The following is an 18764-nucleotide window of genomic DNA, read 5'->3' on the forward strand; positions in this document are numbered from 1 at the left end:
AAAAATTTATTCCAGGAGTGCAACAAATTCCTTGTTCGAACGGGGCGACTCACAAGATCGCGAGGATTTTCCAGGCCAGGTAGGCGATAACGGAGCCCAGGACCAGCAGGGCGGCTGCGGTGAGAATCATGGCGCGGTGCGTCGGCGAGAAACTCAAGGGACTCCAGCCATGCCGCCAGGGAAATTCTCCGGCGTAGCGGCGGCGCAGTTCCGAGGCGGTGATCAGGAAGGTCAGCCAGACGGCGGCCAGGGCGAAGCCGCCCAGCACGTCGGTCAGCCAGTGGACGCCGAGATAAATGCGGCTGAACCCGATCAGCAGGGTAAGGAAACTGCCGGCCAGGACCAGTGCGAAGCGATTTTGCCAGTTGTGTACGGTGTCGATCAGCATATAGACCACCAGGCCGTAAAAAACCAGCGCGACAAAGGCGTGGGCGCTTGGAAAGCTCGAGGAGATGACTTCCAGGGCCGGTAGGATCGGGGTAGGGCGGGGGCGCTGAAACAGGTTCTTGAGAAGGAATACCAGCAGTTCCCCACCGGCGGTGCCGGCGACCAGGATAACTGCGGAGAAATCCCGGTTATTGAGCAACAGCCAGAGCATGACCAGACCCCCGAGCATCAGTACCACCGGGGCGCTGCCGAGAAAGGTCAGGGTGAGAAAAACAACATCCGTGGCCGGATGGCGCAGACTCTGTACCGCAAGGTAGGTCCATTGGTCCAGGCTCTGGAGGGTCTGCTGCAGGTGCAGGCCGAACACCAGCCCAACGAACAGCAGGGCGAACAATGCGCTGGTTAGAAAGCCGGCAGTCAGATAAAGGCCAGATCCCCTGTGCAGGCTGAAGCGATCGGCCAAAAAACTCCATAGCACGGGGTGTCGCGAAATGAAACGGGCCACCAGGGGTTTGCGCAGCAGCCGGTGCCAGCCGGTCCTGACCCGGTTCCAGATTCGGGCCAGGGTATGACCGATACGGGGGGCGAGTTTGGCCCAGAACAGGCTGTTGAGGACCAGCAGGACCACCAGCGCGGCGATCAGCAGGCTGACCCGCCCGGTGAGCTGCTGCACCTTCTGCCAGCTGGTGCCGCCGGCAAAACCGAGGCCCGGGTAGGCGAATCCCCAGAGGACGCCGCTGATCAGGGCGTAGCAGAAAAACGCCAGCGGGGACATCATGGCGCTGCCGGCTACAAAGGGGATCACCCCCCGCAGCGGGCCGAAAAAACGCCCGAGAAAGACACTTTTTCCGCCGTGGGCGGCGAAAAAGAGCTCGGCCCTGCGGATCAGGCTCTGGCGTTTGGCCAGGGGCGCCAGTTTGCTCAGCCGGGGGCCGAAGCGTGCGCCGGCCCAGTAGCAGCCCAGGTCGCCGACGATCGCTCCAGCCCCCGCGGCGGCCATGACCATCTGGATATCCCCTTTGCCGTGAGCGGCGAGAAAACCGCAGAAAACGGTCAGCACCCCGCCGGGCACGAGGAGCCCGACGCCGACCAGCGATTCGAGAAAGGCGACCACCCCGATCAGCAGGTAGTAAGACCCGCCGCTGGGCAACCAGTCGAAAAATTGCTGAAGCCAGGATTCCATGTCGGCGCCTCTGTCGGGGGCCGGTGGACAGGCTCCCGGAATCCCTGACATTTTATCATTTTTTAGGGTGTTTTCGGGAATCAGCCGGCAAATCGCCGGTGCCACCCGTCGAAGACTGCCACCTTTTCGGCGCCAAACCTGGCGAGGCTCTCCCGTACCCGCTCCGCCTGGCGCTCCCGGTGGCCGGCGGCAGGGTCTTTGGAGAAAAACAGGTCGGCGTAGGTGACGATCTGCTCTTCGACACTGAGCGGAAGCATATCCCGTGGCGGAACCGGAAGTTCCTGGCTGGTGATTTCCTCGGCGGTCAACCCAACCCCGATGTGCCGCTCGCAGACCAGGGCGTGGCGCGGCAGGCCCTCGGCCTCGAGCAGCTCCCGACCCTTGTAGCCGTGGGCCAGATAGGGAAGGGCGCCGTTGCAGCCAAGCTCCGGGGCCGAGGTGTAACAGATGCCGATATCGTGCAGCAGCGCCGCCTCGCGGACGAAGTCCGCATCGACCAGCTGCGGCCCGAGACGCCTGGCAATCGCTTCGGCCTTGGCGGCCACCGCCAGGCTGTGCTCAAGAAGGATGGCATGGCCCTGGCTGCCGGGCGGATAGTATTTTTCAAGCAGGGCAAGAGGATTCATGAATGTTGGTAACCTGCGCTTCGGGGAATTGTTAGTCCAGGGGCAGGAACGACTGGGCCAGGGCTTCGAAAACCGGCCGGTACTTGTCGAAAGCAGCCGTGGGGGCGGATAGTTCGATAATGTAGGCGCGGCGGTTCGAAGTGATCAGGTAGACCAGGGCGGTGCGCTCGGCGTTTTGCCCCGTCACCTGCCAGGCAGGGGTATAGGTCAGAGGCACCGCGGCTTCGGACTCCAGGACGAACCCCGGGGACGCCTGCAGGTAGTTCGCCTGCAAAGCGGCGTATCCGCCACGCGCCAGGGTGGGGGGGATCGAGGTGATGGTCACCCGGATTTGGCCCGCTTCGTCCTTCCTGGCCGGCGGGCCGAGCCGGATGGCGTAGGGGACCTGTGGATAACCCTCTGCGGCGACCCGGGTTCTCGTCCATTTCCTCGGGTGTTCAAGGGCGAACTCCAGGTTGGCATCGTAGTAATAGGTTTCCTGGATGCGCTTATCCCCTCCGGTGATTTGCCCCGGTCCGGAGCAGCAGCTCAGGGCAAGGACTATCCCCGCCGCCGCAATCAGCCGCATGGCGATCCGGGGCAGGCGGTACCCGCAGAAGGCAGGGATGGAAAATTCGGGTTTGGCGAAGCGGGCCACAAAAACCTCGTCCGACGATGGGGGCAATAGGTAAACATTATTTGATGGATAGAGCGATTTGATAATTCGATTTGCTATAGATTCCCGACTACTTTACTATCCACTACTCAACAATACCACCCGTCACTCAGGAGGAAAAATGAAAAAAATTGCAGCCCTGGTCGCCTTGCTGCTGGCCCCGGTTCTGGCCACCGCGGCCCAACCGGCCGAGCGCAGCGGTGTGATCACCATGGAGTTCGACCTGAGCGCCCACGCCCAGGGCGAGGAGGCCCGCCTGTGGATTCCCTATCCGGTTTCCGATGCCAACCAGCAGATTTCCGGGGTAAAGGTTTCGGGCGACTACGCCGATGCCGCGGTCTATACCGACCGGGTATTCCAGACCGCGATGCTTTCGGCCAGTTGGCCGGCCGAGGCCAAAAGCCGCAAACTGACCTTTACCTTTGCCGTTGATCGCCAGGAGGTGCAGCGGCGCGAGTTTCCCACCCGCGAGGCGGCCTGGGATCCGGCCGATTACGCCCTGTACCTGGCCCCCACCAGCCTGGGGCCCGTCGACGGGCAGGTCAAGAGGCTTGCCGACCACATCACCGCAGAGCAGAAAACCGTGCTCGGCAAGGCCCGGGCGATCTACGACTGGATCTGCGAAAACATGTACCGCGATCCCGATACCAAGGGGTGCGGGGCTGGGGATGTCTGCACCCTGCTGGAGAAGCCCGGCGGCAAGTGCGCCGATATCCATTCGGTCTTCGTTTCCCTGGCCCGGGCCGCCGGGGTTCCCTCGCGGGAGATCTTCGGCATCCGCCAGGCCAAGGAAAGCGAAAAGGATATCAGCACCTGGCAGCACTGCTGGGCCGAGTTCTACCTGCCCGGTTACGGCTGGGTCCCGGTGGATCCTGGGGATGTGCGCAAGGCGATGCTTACCGAGAAACTTGAACTTTCCGATCCCAAGACTGCAGAACACCGTAAGTATTTCTGGGGCGGAATCGACGCCTACCGGGTCAGCCTCGGCCAGGGGCGCGACCTGGTTCTCAGCCCCCCCCAGAGCGGCGAGGCGGTCAATTACCTGATGTACCCCTACGCCCAGATCGGCGGCAAGACCCTCGACTGGCTCGACCCGGCCAGTTTCAAGTACACGATCACCTACCAGGCAAAGTAAGTGGAGTGCGGGGCGGCTGTAACAGCCGCCCCGCGTTTCTTCAGGGCCCTCGACTTGCTGGCTGCAGTTCCAAACCACCCGGGCAAAGAACAGCCCTGAGCGCCATCCTCCCAATTCCCCGCCACAGCCCCATTTTCCAGACTCCCGCGCGAAATTTCCTTTAGCCAGGGATCTGCCCCCGCTCGGGGCGGATGCCGACTGCTGCGCTATGCCCACAGCCGGCATCTTTGCCATCTTGCCGGGCAGGTTAGTTCTCGGCAGCCTTGGGGGCGGTCTTCAGAAAAAGAACGGCCAAGGGCCAGATAGTTGCCGCGAAGGCCAGGGCCAGGACGAGGAAGGTCGGCTGCAAGCCCCGGGTGTCGGCGAAGTGCCCCACCAGGGGGCCGGTGGCGACGAACAGCAGGCGGAAGCTCAGTGATTTCAGCGACAGGATGCTGGCCCGGTTGGCGCGACGGCTGGCGGTCTGGAGGTGCTGGCGCAGGATCGGACCCTGCATGCCGCGCATGGCGGTCAGCAGGTAGTAGAACAGAAAACTCCAGATTCCCGCCGACAACCCCAGCCCCAGGTACCCGGCCAGGATCAGCACCAGAAACAGCGCGGTCATCCCCCGGTCGCCCAGGGCAAACCGGAAGCGGTGGCTGAGCACCGAGAACAGGGCGACGGTCAGGTTGGCGCCGGCCCAGACCGGACCAAACCAGGAGAGCGGTACGCCGGCCTGCTGCATGTAGGGCTGGATGAGCCAGACCGGGAAAAACGAAGAGATGCCGAGCACCGTCCCGAGCAGCACCGTCCAGCGCAGATGGCGGTTTTCGATGAAAACCAGGCGGCAGGTGCCGAGGGCCTCGCGAAGGTGCGAAGCGGGGGCCGCTTCGGTGTCCGCCGGGGCTTCGGCGAGGCTGCGGCAGATCAGCAGCGCCAGCACCCAGACGGCGATCTGGATGAAAAACGGCAGCAGCGGAGCGCTCGCGTAAAGCAGGCCGGCAAACAGGGCACCCGCCGCTTCCCCGGTCTGGGCAAAGCCGGTCATGCGTCCGTCGAAACGGGCATATTCCTCCTCGCGATTTTCCGTTCGCAGACTTTCGAACAGCAGGGCGCTGTCCGATCCGCTGATGAAGGCGTAGCTCACGCCCAGTAGGCACTCGGCAATCAGGACCCCGGAAAAGGAATCGGCCACCGTGTAAAACGTCCATCCGGCGATCCCGAACAGCGAAGCCAGGTTCAGGGAGAAACGGTAGCCAAGGCGGTCGCTGAGGTATCCCGAGGGATACTCCATGAGCAATGTCGCGACCGAGAACAGACCCTGGAGTACCAGGATCTGGGTAAGCGAAAGGCCGATGTGATCCTTCCAGAACAGGGTGATGATGGCCATGGGGAATAGGGCCATCTTCAGGAAGGAGAAGGCGTAGAGCTTGGGAATGTTGGAGGTGATGCTCAAGGTCTCAGGAGTCAGGGGGCAGGTCTCAGGAATAAGGACTCAGGGAAAAAATCTGAAACCTGATTCCTGAAACCTGCATCCTGTGCTTATTCCTGCCAATGAATGCAGGCCACCGGGCAGTTGTCCATGGCCTCTTCGATCTTGGCTTCGGGAGCGCCGGTGGGGTTGTAGACTACCGACTTGTGGCCATGGTCGTGGCCGTGGCCTTCTTCGCCTTCCATTTTGAAGACTTCCGGGCAGATCTGCGTGCAGACTTCGCAGCCGATGCAGGCGTCCTGGTCGACGACGGGGATGCGGGGCATGGTGGTCCTCCTTGTGCTGGGGTGATTCCCAGCCCGACATGCTAGCAGGTTGGTCGGAGCTTTTCCAGCATGGAATGCCGCTTGCATCCGGAAACGGTTGACAGGATTGGCATTCCCGGTATTTACGAGTTTTCGTGAGGCCCGCGGATATGCTATGGTTGCCTGTTTTCGGGCCGCTTAACAGCCCGTCATCCGCCGCAGGAGGGGCCGGTGCCCAAAACCATCGGACTTCGCACGGAAATCCTGGTGAATATTGCGCTGCTGCTCGGCGCAGCCCTGTTGTTCGCCGGATTTCTGCTGCTCAAATTGGCCGAGCGCGAACTGGTTTCGCAGCAGATCCTTCATTCCGGGAACCTGCTCCAGGTACTCGCCGGAGCCCTCGACGATGGCTCCGGGGACCGGGGATTGACTTCCAGGGTGCTGCCGGAGCGGCTCAAGGGGCTGCTGGGCCATCTGCCTGCCGGTTCGGCGCCCGAGGGGTGGGAGCTGGTCGGTTCCGACCTGGGCGCCCTGGCGGCGGTCGCCCCCGAAGCGATATCGCTGGCCAAAAGCTCGGACCTCGACCGGGTACGCCTCTCCGGGGAGCCTTCGATCCGCGTCCAATACCCCTCCGCCTGGTTTCAGGCAGGCCCTGCCGAGCCCGGTTTCGTTCTGATTACCGTGCCGCTGCTGCGGGGGGGCGAATTCCAGGGGGCGCTGCGGGCCAAATTTTCCCTTGAACCGGTGCGTGATCGGCTGGCAGCGGCCCGCGGACTGGTGCTGGTCTACGTCGCCTTGTACGGGGCGGTGCTGGTGCTGTTCGGCATCTACCTGCTGGGGCGCAACGTGGTGCGCCCGGTGCGGCGCCTGATGGAGATGACCCGGGTGGTGGCCGCGGGCGATCTGGAACAGTCCCTGCCGGTAGAAGGGCCCCGCGAAATCGCCGAGTTGGCCGGCAGCTTCAACGCCATGGTGGCCGCCCTCAAGGCCAGTCGCAGCGAGACCGAAGCCCATATCGAGTCGCTGCGCCAGGCCAACGAGGATCTGCGGCGCACCCGCGCCGAGCTGGTCCGTTCGGAAAAGCTTGCCTCCGTCGGACATCTGGCCGCCGGCATGGCCCACGAAATCGGCAACCCCCTGGGGGCGGTGGTCGGCTACCTGGAATTTCTCAAAACCGAGCTGCCGCCGGGCGAACAGCGTGAAATCGTCGAACGTTCCCTGGCCGAATCCGGGCGTATCGACCGCCTGGTCAAGGACCTGCTGGATTACGCCGCCCCCGGGCCGGGCGAGGCGACCCTGGTCGACCCCGCGGAGATCCTGGCCGAAGCGTTGGACATGTTGACCCACCAGGGGGCCTTCAAGCACCAGCGGATTGGGAACCATCTGCCCGCCACCCTGGTCCCCGTGCGGGCGGCGCGGCACAAGCTGCTGCAGGTTTTTGTCAACCTGCTGCTCAACGCCAAGGACGCCTGCGGAGACGGCGGGACCATCCGCGTTTCCGCGCAGCAGGAGGGCTCCTGGGCCAAACTCGAGGTGGCCGACGACGGCTGCGGAATGGGGCCCGAAGTCCTTCGCAACGTCTTCGATCCCTTTTTTACTACCAAGGCGCCCGGAAAGGGGCGCGGCCTCGGGCTGTCGGTGTGCCACCGGGTTATCGAAGAGGCCGGGGGCCGAATCGAGGTGAACTCCAAGCCCGGGGAGGGGAGTGTGTTCACGGTATTTTTGAAGACCGAGGAGGCCGATGGCCATGAACGGTGACTCGCGCAGAATCCTGGTGGTGGACGATGAAGCTTCGATGCGCCACATGCTCACCCTGGTGCTCGGCAAGCAGGGCTACCTCGTGGTCGAAGCCGGGTCGGGTGCCGCCGCCCTCAGGCAACTGGGGAGCGAGTCCTTTGACCTGGTGCTCTGCGACATCCGCATGCCGGAGATGGACGGGTTGGCCTTCCTGGCCGAGATCGAAACCCGAAAGATCCCCGCCACGGTGATCATGATGAGCGCCTACGGCAGCATGGACACGGCCATCGAGTGCATGAAGAAAGGGGCCTACGATTACATCTCCAAGCCCTTCAAGCCCGACGAGATCGTCCTGACCCTGAAAAAAGCCGAAGAGCGGCTCAAGCTGCGCCGGGAAAACCAGCAGCTTAAAGAGAAGCTGGCCGACTCGGCCGGCGGCGCCAAAATGGTATTCAAAAGCCAGGCGATGCAGGGGGTGCTCGAGACGGTGCGGCAGGTGGCCGATTCCTCCTCGCCGGTCCTCATCACCGGGGAGACCGGCACCGGCAAGGAGCTGGTAGCCCGCGCCCTGCACGCCGAGGGGGCCAGGCGCGAGCAACCGTTCATCGCCGTCAACTGCAGCGCTATATCGGCGGGCTTGATGGAGAGCGAATTGTTCGGTCACCTGCGGGGGGCATTCACGGGCGCCGACCGGCCCCGGGAAGGGCTGTTCGGGGCTGCCGACGGGGGGACGCTGTTTCTCGACGAGATCGGCGAGATGCCCCTCGGTCTGCAGCCGAAGCTGCTGCGGGTACTGCAGGAGGGGGAGGTGCGGCGCATCGGCGAGACCAAATCGCGCAAGGTCGACGTGCGGGTCCTGGCAGCCACCGCCCGCGATCTCAAGGAGGAGGTCGCCGGCAACCGTTTCCGCGACGATTTCTACTATCGGCTCGCCGTGGTCGAGATCCACATCCCGCCCCTGCGCGAACGCAAGGAGGATATCCCCCTGCTGGCCCGGCACTTTGTCCAGAGGATCGCCCGCCGGGAAGGGCGCAGCGTGCCCGAGCTGGGAAAAGACGCCCTCGAGGCCCTGCAGGGTTACGACTGGCCGGGAAACGTGCGGGAACTGGAGAACCTGATCGAGAAGACCATGATCTTCTGCCGCGGCGAGGTGATCGATCTGGGCAGGCTCCCCTGGGAGGTGCGCCGCAAAAACCGCAGCGGCTCCGAGGAGTATTCGCTCAAGAAGGCCATCGAGCGCATCGAGCGCGAGTATATCCGCAAGGCTCTCGCCGCCACCTCCGGAAACCGGACCCAGGCTGCGCAGATGCTGGAGATCAGCCTGCGCTCGCTGCAGTATAAATTGAAGGATTTCGGGCTGGATTGAGGTCGGTCGGCAACTACTGGGCGGAAGCTTCCCACCAGGAGGGGAGCTCTCCACCGTGGAGTTGCTTGGCCTGCTCGGCGAGATTGGCTTTTTCCCGTTTGATCTCCAGGATCGCCTTGACCGCCTCCTCCCGCTTGGCAGGGTCCTCCTCCTGGGCGGCCGACTGGAACTCGCTCATGGCGGACCTGTAGCGGGTCTCCAGCCGTTGCGCCTGCTCCTGAAACTCCTTGTCCCGCTCCCCATCCCCCCCCCTCAGGTCGGATTTGAACTCCTCAGTGGCATATTCCGAGTCCCGTCCGAAGCCGATGGTTTTCACCACGGCCGTCACTTCGCCTGCCTCGCCCCTGATTTTGCTGATATAGAGGACCTTGTCGCGCGGGACGTTCACCTTGCCGCCGTCCATCCAGAAACTCACGCTTTGCTTGTCAATCTCGTAATCCGGGACGACAAACCTGGTTCCGCGCTTCAGAAGGATCTGGTAATCGGCGTGCGCAGCAGGGGGAGGGGCCGGCAGGGACAGGGCGAGCAAAACTGCCGCAGTAAGGAAAGCGTTTGGTCTACGGTTCATCTGGGGAAGCCCCGCTACGGATGATCTGGAAACAAATCGACGGAATGCATTTAATCATCAGTCTTCAATTTCTGTCAAGGAAACCGCGAATATGCAGGATTGGCTGAGCCGTATAGTCCCATTGTCATGATCTGTTTCCCCCGCCGTGGCGGCGGCTGGAGGGGAAATGCTTATCCGGAGAAGAGCGCAAAGTTTGCGCGGGAAAGTGTGCAGACTTTGCAGAGTGGGTTTTGTCCCGAATCCTTAATGATCCTGATTCGGTGCACTTCAGGGGGTATTTTCTCCATCCTTTGGGGTGGTATGAAATTTGCTCTTGTGCTGGGTGGGCCTCCTGCAGTTGGCGCAGGAGCAGGTCCTAAGTTTTAAACAGGGGGAGAAATGAGATACCCAGGCAAGGGGCAAAAGGGATTTACCCTGGTGGAGTTGTTGATCGCTCTGACAATATTTGCGATCGGCCTGCTGAGTCTCGCCGGCATGCAGGTCACGGCCATACAGACGAATTCCTCTGCAAGCAGCCTTTCGGCTGCAACGGCTTTGGCCCAGGGAGTGATGGAAGAGATTCTCGCCCTGGATGTGAACCATCCGCTGATCCGGACCAACGCGGCGGATGCCACCTGGTGGTCGGATCGGGTGGTGGACGGCGGTGGAGGCTCCTACGATGCCACCTACGACGTCGTCAGGGATGCCCCGGTAGTTGGGGTGTCGACGATTACCGTCACGGTTTCCAACAACCTGGGGCGCACCATCAACCTGACAGGATACCGACGCTATGTTGATTGATTCGAAGATCCACACCGCCAGGGGATTCTCCCTGATCGAACTGCTGGTCGTCATGGCTATCCTGGGTCTGGTCACCATGGCGACCGTGACCCTGTACACCAATACCCAACGCACCGCCAACACCTCCGAAGAGGTGGTTGACGTGCAGCAGAACCTGCGTATCGGCCTGGAAGTGTTCACCCGGGATGTGCGTCTTGCCGGCCTGCTGGTCCCTTCCGGACAGGAGGGGGTTTCCAGCGCTCCCGAGTTTTCAACGGACCTGAATGGCGATGGCGACTGTTCAGACGCAGGGGAGAGTCCTGGTGCGGGTGGGGACTGCTTCTCCATCCAGGCGGCGTCAGCCACAGGTCGCATGGCACGTATCGACATCGACCCCCCGACCTCGCCCTCTGACACCGGGACCCAATACACCCTGACCGTAGCCACCGCGGACATGGTCGACCTGTTCAATGCCGGATCCTCGGACGGCGATTGGGTGCGCATCATTCGGCCCCAGGACAGCCTGGCACCCCTGGACCGGATATTCCGGGTTTTCGCCAAGGATCGGGCCAATGAGCGGCTCACCCTGACCGGGTTCAACGCCGCCACCGAGTATGCTGCCGGTGATGTCATTGTCCGGGTAATCGACCCCAATGGCGATGCCGACGGAAACCCGAACACCAACCCGCCTGCGGCACTCGAGGTGATTTCCTACCGTCTGCAGGATGATCCGACCTCCGCGGATCCAGCCATGCGGCGGTTGGTGCGCCGTACCAGCAATTCGGGGGATTCGGTCGTTGCGGAAAAAATTACCGATCTGCAACTTTCCTACATCATGGACGATGGCCCCGATGAGGTCACCGTGCCGGCGGCCCGTCTGGGCAATATCGTGGCGATCCGGGTCGCCATCGAGGGGGCCACGGACGCTACCAAGACGGGGATGGCCAACTACTCGGGAGTGAAAACCAGGCGTCTGGAAAGTGTAATCAAGCTCAGGAACCGATAGGGGAAACGTATGAACCATTCAGGCCGATTATTGAAGGGGCGGATGTTGAACCCGGGGGAGGGCGCCTGCGGGAAACAGGTTTCCACCGGTCCGGGGGAGATTCTGCGAAATCAGAGGGGGATGGCCCTGATCCTGGCGCTTTCGATGCTCACCCTGCTCAGTATTCTCGGAGCGATCGTCCTCACATCCTCCAACACCGAGGTCAACATTTCCGGCAATTTCCGCACTACCCAGGAGTCCTTCTATGCGGCGGAGAGGGCCGTTGAATATGCCATGGGCAGTGAAACCATCCTGAAGACCGCCAGCGGTGAGGTTGACCTGAATACCGACCTCGACAGCGACGGCGATACGCATCTTTCCAAATTGGCCCAGGGCGGCACCAACCTGCTGACCTCCGCGGAGAACAAGGTCAGTGTGATCGGCGCGGGGGAATTGCCCGATTCCCTGCGAGCCATATGGGGGGAGCGTTGGGCAGGCTTCTACTATGCCCTGTCGGTCACCGGGGCGGGACCCGGTTCCAGGGCCACCTCCAGGGTCGATGCCCAGCAGGTGCGCCTGTGGCAGAAGTCTGACGATTCCTTCAGAACCAGCTCAGGAGGGTGATATGCGAAAAATTGCTTTGGTGGTGGCGATGGTTTTCGGGGCTTTGCCCGTATTCCACTCAACGGCGATGGGAGGGCCCGACAAGTACCTGGGGGACACCGCCATCTACAGTGGCAGCTCCCAGTATCTCAAGCCCAATGTTCTGCTGGTTATCGACAACAACCGGGCAATGGATGCCACGACATCCACAGCGAGGGCCTACACCTCCGCGGACTACCCGGTGACCGGATCGAAAACCTCGGGCCAGGTCTACAAGTCCACATCCCTTGGTCACTATACCTCCTTTCAGCCCCTCTCGGTCATCCAGACCAACTGCCCTGCGGAATACCAGCAACTCTGGGAGACTGGCTTCGCCTTCGGCTACCTGGACAACTACAGGAACGGCTGCGTGAAAAAGAACAAAAACGACAGCCCCGGCAACTTCTACCTGGGTGACAAGCTGAACTATGAAGACAGCTCGCCAACCTCCGACCAGACTGCCATCGCCCAGGTCCAGGAGGCGGTGATCTTTGCGGCCAATGCTACCAAGGAATATGTGAAGTTCGGGGCCATGGTCTTCGGCGGCAACAACAAGGGGGGCAGCGTCTGGTACAAGGTGGCGGACATCAGCGCCCAGACCTTCAACGGCTCCTCGGCCTTCGAACAGTCGATCAATGCCATCGACGACAATCTCGTGACCGGCAACCACCAGCCCCTTGGCGAGCTTGTCTGGGATGCCGGGACCTATCTCGGGGGGCGCTACGGGACCGACAGCATTACCGACAATTCACACCTGCCAGGGCCGTACCCGAGCCCCATGGAGGAGAGTTGCCAGAAAAACATCATTATTGCCATCGCCATGGGGGGGGCGGTAGGCGAAAAGTTTCTGGATGACAAGATTGGGGATATCGGCCTTCCTCCTGACTCCAACGTGCTGGTGGACGATGCGGCTAAATATCTGGCCGAAAACGATCTCCACCCTACCCTGGACGGAGACCAGTACGCCAAGACCACCATCATCCAGGTGTTCAACACCGAGACCCCGATTCTTCAGAAAGCGGCCAACAAGTACAATGGCCAGGGCAAATACTACAACGTCCGTGACAAGGATGAGCTGGTTCAGGCCATCCTCGATTCCATAGGCAATGCGGTCCGGGAGGCAAATACCGGCTTTGTCGCCCCGGTCGTCCCGGCCAGCCCGGAAAACCGGACCTTCAGCGGCAAGCGAATTTATCTGGGGTTCTTCTACCCCCAATCCGAGAAGCCCTGGTGGGGGAATCTGAAAAAGTTCGGTCTCGATGGTGACTCCGGCATTACCAGTGTTGACGGCAGCTCGGCCACCAACCCTGATGGTGGATTCAAATCCTCCGCCCGCTCCTACTGGAGCACCGAGGACGACAGCGGAGAGGTCGACAAGGGGGGGCTCGGCGGCGTGCTGAAAGCCCGCAACATCGTACCAACCAATGTTGCCGCCAGTGATCCCCTGACAACGGCCACCGAACCGAGGAATATTTATACCTACCTTGGCAGCAGTGCCGACCTGACGGCCACCAGCAATCGGTTCACCATCGGCAACGCCGGGGTAACGACCGCATTGCTGGACGTGGCCGACGCCACGGAAAGGAAGAACCTGATCAGCTTCCTGCACGGTATCGACGCCTACGACGACGATGCCGACACCCTCACCAATGAAAAGCGCCAATGGCCGATGGGGGACATCCTTCACTCCAAGCCGCTGATCGTGAACTATGAAAAATATGCGTTCTCCGCCAGTAGTGAGGCCGACTGCAGCCAGAACAAGACCTACATTTTCGTCGGCGCCAACGACGGAATGCTGCATGCCTTCCGCGATTGCGACGGAAAAGAGGCGTGGGGTTTCATTCCCCCGGGGCTGCTCCCCAATCTCAGGCATCTGCGAGAGAATTCCCACACCTACTTCGTCGATGGCACCCCGGTGGCGTATATCCATGATGCCGACAACGACGGCAACATCGAGGCCGCCAACGGGGACAAGGTGATAATGATCTTCGGCACCCGCAGGGGGGGAGGCCTCGATACTCTCCCGGCCAGCGGCCCCCGCGGAGCCTATTACGCGCTGGACGTCACCAACCCGGCCAGCCCTCAATTCATGTGGCGTCTCGACAGTGACAATCTCATCAAACCCGGGGCTACGGCGGCCAGCTCGGGATTGGGGGAACTCGGCGAAACCTGGAGTCAGCCGCGGCTGGGAAAGGTCAAGATCGGCAGTGCCCAGAAAGTGGTAGCCTTCATCGGAGCCGGGTATGACAACAATGAGGACCTGCGGTTCGGCAGCACCCAGACATTCCCAACCGGTACCACCGCTACGACCAACGTCTCCTTGCCGACCGGCGATTTTCTCAACGGCAAAAGCAGCGATGGCGGATCAGCGGTGAATTCCCGCGGACGAGGGATTTATGTCATCGAGGTGGCCGAATTGTCCGGCACCCCGGGAAGCTTTGTCCCCAGCTTCTCCAACTCCGGAACCAAGGTCTGGGGGTACACCCATGCCGAGAACTCGGCCATGGCATTTTCCATCCCGTCGGATCTCCTGACGCTCGACCGGAACTATGACGGATTTATCGACCGGATCTATGTCGGGGATACGGGCGGCAACATGTGGAAATTCAATGTGGGCAACAGCTCCACAGGCCTCTGGACGGCGGCGAAAATCTTCAGTTCCAACCCAGGGATCGAAGACACCCCCACCAACGGCCGGAAGATATTCTACAAGCCCGAGGCCTTGGTGACGGACCATGACACCACTCTTCTCTATTTCGGTACCGGCGATCGCGCCCACCCGCAGAACTATCTCGACCCCGGCGCCTCCGGGGCAGTGGTTGATCGCCTCTATGCCCTCAGGGACACCGATAACGATACCAACCTGCTCAAACCGACGGTTTTGACGGAAACCAACCTGGTAGACGTGACCACCAACCAACTTCAGCAGGACTTCGCCGATCCCGACGATACAACCTTTGCGACCATTTACAATCAGCTTTACAACGACCCGACCAAATACGGCTGGTTCATCCGCCTCGATACCTACGGCGGGGAAAAGTCCCTGGCCACCGCCTCGGTGTTCAATAACGTGGCGCTTTACACCACCTATACGCCAAATGTCGTCGCCAACGTGGATCCCTGCTCGCCAGGCAACCCGGGGACGGCCAGAATTTATGCGGTGAACCCCAAAACCGGCGAGGCGGTTTTCAACTTCTTTACTGAGACCGGGACCGACCAGTACGGAGAGGATCAGGCTGCCTCCACCAATGAGCGCTCCCTGAGAGAAGATGATGCCGGCAATCCCTTCGTATTGAGGAGAGCCGATCGCCACAAGACCATCGGCGGCGGCATCCCCACCGATCCCGTATATACCGACGGATCGGTTCTGATCGGATCGGACGCCTCTTTCCCCAAAATCGATGTGGACAAGAGCGGTGCTATCTTCCCCATTTACTGGATGCAGTGGTAAAAGGCCGATGTGCTTGATAGACCCACCGGGGGGGGGGCAGGATAGGACCGCGATGCTATTGACAAGGAAGAGATTGAGATGATCGGAATGAAAAACTGCGCGGTTTGCCTGGGACTGATCTCTTTGCTTAGCATTGCCCCGGGTTGCGGGAAAAGTGGGGAGAGCCAGACCGAATCAGCGAAGGCCAGTTCATCCGAGGTGCCGGTAGTCAGTTCCCCCCCTGGCTCCCTCTCGGTTTCTATCCAGCCCGACAGGCCAACCGCGAGTCGGGGATTGCGGGCGGTGGTGTCTGGCGTAGCCGGGCAGCGTACCTACCGCTGGAAAAAGAACGGGGTATTGATTGCCGGCGCTTCCGAGGCTGCACTACCAGGGGATAATTTCAAAAAGGGGGATTTGCTGGAAGTCTCTGTCGATGCAGGCGAACTGACAGGAGCGGCCCAGGTGGTGATCGACAACAGTCCGCCAAAGATCCGGTCGTTGCCATTCAGCCCGGCCTATGTCTGCCGGGGACAAGACCTGGTGGTTGCGCCCGAAGTTGAAGACATGGACGGCGATCCGATCTCTCTGACCTTCACCTGGAGTATTAATGGTGAGGAACACCCCTGGGAAAAGTCATCCACCCTCCCCGGAGAAGTGTTCAAGCGGGGAGACCGGATTTCCCTCGCTGTCGTGGCCAGTGACCCAGAGGGGGAAGGCCCGGTTTTCAAAAGCGGCGAAATCGAGGTCGGAAATGCCCCTCCGAAGTTTGTCTCGAATCCGCCCAGGGAGCTTTCTTCGTCGCTCTATTCCTATCGGGCGGTGGTTGAAGACCCGGACGGAGATGCCGTATCCTACTCGCTGGAGGCGGCTCCTCAAGGAATGGAAATAGACCAGGCGACGGGTCAGCTGCTTTGGGCGATCGGCCCGGAACACACCGGGGAGCACAGCGTAAAAATCAAGGCCACCGATAGCTTGGGCATGTGGGCCGCGCAAGAGTTTTCCCTCAGCATCACGTTCGGGGATCAGCTATGAAATTTTTTCGATCGGAACAGGGTTTTTCATTCATTGAGCTTGCGGTATCCTTGGCGATTCTAGCCATTTTGCTGGCCGTGGCCTATCCATCCTATTCGGCATGGCGACAGAATGCCGGTTACAAACAGGCGGCCCGGGAGCTGGCTCTGATTATGCGGGATGCACGGTCGCGGGCTATATCCACCAACCTGGAGCATAGAGTCTCGATCGAGGTCAACAATGCCAGGTACCGAATGGAACGCGGCAATCTCGCTTACAACAGTTCGGCCTGGCCGGTCAATTTCGGCTGGATCAGTCTGCCTGGGGAAACCCTGCTCCAATCCGGAGCTGCCTGCGACCAGAATTCCAATGTCGTGGCGACCTTTTTCCCCAATGGGTCGTCTGATTCGCAGCCCGTGGTCTGTGTCATGGCCGAAGGAGGAAATGTGAAATTCAAGGTAATGGTGGGTTCCCAGTCCAGTGGCCGGGTAGTCATTGAATAATGCCACGGGGACCGGGCAGGGGGCATGGTAAGGGCGAATGGACTCTGTTTTTCGGCTTGGGAATAAAGCGGGTGGTTCCTGGTGCCCGGGTATGGACCTGGAATTAAATCCTTGTAAGCGACAGCGGATCTGTATCAAGATAGCCGTGTATTCATGAATTCCAAGAACCCCAGGTCTGGCCCATGAACAAGCGGATGTTCCTCCCCAAAGGTTTCACCCTCGTCGAACTGATGGTCGCTCTGCTGGTCTTCATGGTGGCGGTGCTCGGTCTGGCGCCGCTGCTGGTGACCAACATGCACACCGGCGCGAAAACCGATTTGCGCAACCAGGCCCGGGTGCGGGCGGCCGAGTGGATGGACCAGTTGCAGGCGATGAGCTACGCGGCACTCCCCGGTCAGGCAGGAACGGACAACGATCCGCCATTTGCCCTCACTACAGTTGTGGAGGTTGATCCTGTGGGCTTTGCCGATCAGACCCGGCTGACCGTTACGGTCGGTTGGAACTACCGTGGGGAACCCTACAGTTACCAGTTGCAGACCTTTCGGACCGAGTAGCCGACCCGGATGATGGGATACCGAGGATATACGTTGGTGGAGCTGCTGGTGGTCATGGCGATCATGGCCATGATCGGGATGATCACCTACCCCTTTTTCACCAACTACCAGTTCCAGGCGATCAAGGAGCTCAACAAGAGCGATCTCGATGACCGCGGCAACCGGGTACTGAATTTCATCGCCGAGGAGATCCGGGAAACCGGCTTCGGGGTGGGGGCCTTGCCCAAGTTTGCCGACGACAGCCAGATATCCATCGGCGGCACGACCTTCGCCGCCAGCATTGTCGCCACCGACGGGGGCGCCAGCGGGGAAGACAGCCTTTCGATTCTCAAGGCACGGAGCTTTTTTCAACGACTCTCGGTCAGCGTCTCGGCCGGCGTCGGCGACACGACCATCAGCCTCTCGCGAGCTCTTACTGCCGGCGAGATCGACCCCACCGCCAGCGCCCTGAGCGGGGTGGTCTTCGAGAACCACAAGAGCATGTACCGGGTGACGGCAATTCTGACCGGGCCGTCGCGAATTACCCTGGCGCAGCCTCTGGCCGAACCGGTGAGTGCCGGGACCGAGGTGCTGGGGGTGAGGGCGGTCAGCTTCAGCCTGGGCGGAGGGAATCTGACCTACAACAACTTTATTGACCCTGCCGAAACGCTGCTGAGCGGGGTGGACGGGCTGCAGTTCAGCTACCTGGATGTCGGGGGAGGGGCAGAGAGTAATACCCCTGGCGCCTCGGAGGATGTCAGAGGCATCAGGACCAGTGTCCTGGCCCGGGCGCCGCGCACCGACAAGGGATTCAACAATACCGATCCTTATGACAATATTGCCAATCGTGACGACTATGGCCCTTTTAATGACGGCTTTCGCCGCGAGGAGTTTTCAAGGCTGGTGGAGGTGAAAAACAATGCCTATTAGCAATCAGCGGGGGGTGGCCATGCTGACCGTGGTCATCTTCTCAGCGGTGCTGCTGGTGGTCGGTTCGCTGCTGGCCTACAAGGTGATGACCTCGACCCGCACCTCGGGCGAGCAGGGGGTGAAGACCGCCACCTATTATTCGGCCAACGCGGGAATCGAGCGGGCACGGCGGGTGCTGTCGGACAGCTATGAAGGGGCAACCAAATGGGGCAACGTCCTGACCCTGAACAGCGCCGGCGTCTACCCCACAGCCCCCCTGCTCAACGAGGCGGTGGGCGGCCAGACGGTGCGGGTCTACGTGCGGGACAACAACGACGACCCCGGCGGAAACTATCTGTTGGACAACGACTTGAAAGTCTTTGTCCTGGCCGAAGGGGAGGGACCCGACGGCACCAAGACCATGGTCGAGGCCCTGGTATTTCTCGATCCAACCGCTGGCGGCGGGGGGGGATATTCATCTCAGTTGGGAGATGGAGCGGCTCGCACCGGGCAGGCCGCATCCGGCCTTGCCGATCCGGCCGGGGCCGCGGTTTCCAACAGCGCCCTCCAGTGAGGTCGGGAAAATATCGACGTGCAGATTGACAAGGTCTGGCTTTGG

Annotated in this window: 18 protein-coding genes; 12 read left to right on the forward strand and 6 right to left on the reverse strand. The window is 61.2% G+C overall.

Annotated features, from left to right (window positions below):
• Positions 1-49 precede the first annotated feature (49 nt).
• The 3 genes from DESUT3_RS08660 to DESUT3_RS08670 form a co-directional block, all read right to left on the reverse strand.
• Positions 50-1570, reverse strand: coding sequence for a bifunctional DedA family/phosphatase PAP2 family protein (locus DESUT3_RS08660; RefSeq protein ID WP_221252083.1), 1521 nt, complete (start codon positions 1568-1570; stop codon positions 50-52).
• An 80-nt stretch (positions 1571-1650) separates the two neighbouring features.
• Entirely contained in the window at positions 1651-2196 is a 546-nt protein-coding gene (locus DESUT3_RS08665; protein WP_221252084.1) for an HD domain-containing protein, read from the reverse strand.
• A 31-nt stretch (positions 2197-2227) separates the two neighbouring features.
• Positions 2228-2833: a DcrB/PsbP domain-containing protein gene (locus DESUT3_RS08670; protein WP_221252085.1), complete on the reverse strand. Its 606-nt coding sequence runs from the start codon at positions 2831-2833 to the stop codon at positions 2228-2230.
• Between the two features lie 139 nt (positions 2834-2972).
• Between DESUT3_RS08670 and DESUT3_RS08675 the strand changes: the two genes are divergently transcribed.
• Positions 2973-3986 (forward strand): transglutaminase-like domain-containing protein, encoded by a 1014-nt coding sequence (locus DESUT3_RS08675; protein WP_221252086.1) that lies wholly within the window; start codon positions 2973-2975, stop codon positions 3984-3986.
• A 247-nt stretch (positions 3987-4233) separates the two neighbouring features.
• Here the strand turns inward: DESUT3_RS08675 and DESUT3_RS08680 are convergent, their stop codons facing one another.
• A complete protein-coding gene (locus DESUT3_RS08680; RefSeq protein WP_225911661.1) occupies positions 4234-5421 on the reverse strand; it encodes an MFS transporter in 1188 nt (395 codons plus the stop codon).
• 86 nt (positions 5422-5507) lie between these two features.
• The gene (locus DESUT3_RS08685) at positions 5508-5723 is read right to left on the reverse strand and encodes a ferredoxin (protein ID WP_221252087.1); all 216 of its coding nucleotides are present in this window, start codon (positions 5721-5723) and stop codon (positions 5508-5510) included.
• A gap of 210 nt (positions 5724-5933) precedes the next feature.
• On the opposite strand from DESUT3_RS08685, the gene DESUT3_RS08690 reads away from it, so the two are divergent.
• Together DESUT3_RS08690 and DESUT3_RS08695 are read left to right on the forward strand one after the other, a co-directional pair.
• On the forward strand, positions 5934-7460 hold the full coding sequence (locus tag DESUT3_RS08690; RefSeq protein WP_221252088.1) for a sensor histidine kinase: 1527 nt from the start codon (positions 5934-5936) through the stop codon (positions 7458-7460).
• Positions 7444-8805, forward strand: a complete 1362-nt coding sequence (locus DESUT3_RS08695; RefSeq protein WP_221252089.1) for a sigma-54-dependent transcriptional regulator — start codon at positions 7444-7446, stop codon at positions 8803-8805. The genes DESUT3_RS08690 and DESUT3_RS08695 overlap by 17 nt, the downstream gene beginning before the upstream one ends.
• A gap of 13 nt (positions 8806-8818) precedes the next feature.
• On the opposite strand, the gene DESUT3_RS08700 is transcribed toward DESUT3_RS08695, so the two are convergent.
• Positions 8819-9373: a hypothetical protein gene (locus DESUT3_RS08700; RefSeq protein WP_221252090.1), complete on the reverse strand. Its 555-nt coding sequence runs from the start codon at positions 9371-9373 to the stop codon at positions 8819-8821.
• Positions 9374-9751: 378 nt separating this feature from the next.
• On the opposite strand from DESUT3_RS08700, the gene DESUT3_RS08705 reads away from it, so the two are divergent.
• The 9 genes from DESUT3_RS08705 to DESUT3_RS08745 all read left to right on the forward strand — a co-directional run bounded on the left by DESUT3_RS08705 (position 9752) and on the right by DESUT3_RS08745 (position 18719).
• Positions 9752-10153 carry a type IV pilus modification PilV family protein gene (locus DESUT3_RS08705; RefSeq protein ID WP_221252091.1) on the forward strand — a complete coding sequence of 134 codons (402 nt, stop codon included), beginning with the start codon at positions 9752-9754 and terminating at the stop codon, positions 10151-10153.
• On the forward strand, positions 10143-11138 hold the full coding sequence (locus tag DESUT3_RS08710) for a PilW family protein (RefSeq protein ID WP_221252092.1): 996 nt from the start codon (positions 10143-10145) through the stop codon (positions 11136-11138). The genes DESUT3_RS08705 and DESUT3_RS08710 overlap by 11 nt, the downstream gene beginning before the upstream one ends.
• Before the next feature lie 120 nt (positions 11139-11258).
• A complete protein-coding gene (locus tag DESUT3_RS08715) occupies positions 11259-11741 on the forward strand; it encodes a pilus assembly PilX family protein (protein ID WP_221252093.1) in 483 nt (160 codons plus the stop codon).
• A gap of 1 nt (position 11742) precedes the next feature.
• Positions 11743-15210, forward strand: coding sequence for a pilus assembly protein (locus DESUT3_RS08720; RefSeq protein ID WP_221252094.1), 3468 nt, complete (start codon positions 11743-11745; stop codon positions 15208-15210).
• A gap of 78 nt (positions 15211-15288) precedes the next feature.
• The gene (locus DESUT3_RS08725; protein ID WP_221252095.1) at positions 15289-16221 is read left to right on the forward strand and encodes a putative Ig domain-containing protein; all 933 of its coding nucleotides are present in this window, start codon (positions 15289-15291) and stop codon (positions 16219-16221) included.
• Positions 16218-16703 carry a pilus assembly FimT family protein gene (locus DESUT3_RS08730; protein ID WP_221252096.1) on the forward strand — a complete coding sequence of 162 codons (486 nt, stop codon included), beginning with the start codon at positions 16218-16220 and terminating at the stop codon, positions 16701-16703. Before DESUT3_RS08725 ends, DESUT3_RS08730 begins: the two co-directional genes overlap by 4 nt.
• A 182-nt stretch (positions 16704-16885) precedes the next feature.
• Positions 16886-17257, forward strand: a complete 372-nt coding sequence (locus tag DESUT3_RS08735; protein ID WP_221252097.1) for a type IV pilus modification PilV family protein — start codon at positions 16886-16888, stop codon at positions 17255-17257.
• Positions 17258-17269: 12 nt separating this feature from the next.
• Positions 17270-18166, forward strand: a complete 897-nt coding sequence (locus DESUT3_RS08740) for a prepilin-type N-terminal cleavage/methylation domain-containing protein (protein WP_225911692.1) — start codon at positions 17270-17272, stop codon at positions 18164-18166.
• On the forward strand, positions 18156-18719 hold the full coding sequence (locus DESUT3_RS08745; protein ID WP_221252099.1) for a hypothetical protein: 564 nt from the start codon (positions 18156-18158) through the stop codon (positions 18717-18719). Before DESUT3_RS08740 ends, DESUT3_RS08745 begins: the two co-directional genes overlap by 11 nt.
• Positions 18720-18764 lie beyond the last annotated feature (45 nt).

The sequence above is a fragment of the Desulfuromonas versatilis genome, assembly GCF_019704135.1.
GTDB classification, from domain to species: Bacteria; Desulfobacterota; Desulfuromonadia; order Desulfuromonadales; family NIT-T3; genus Desulfuromonas_A; species Desulfuromonas_A versatilis.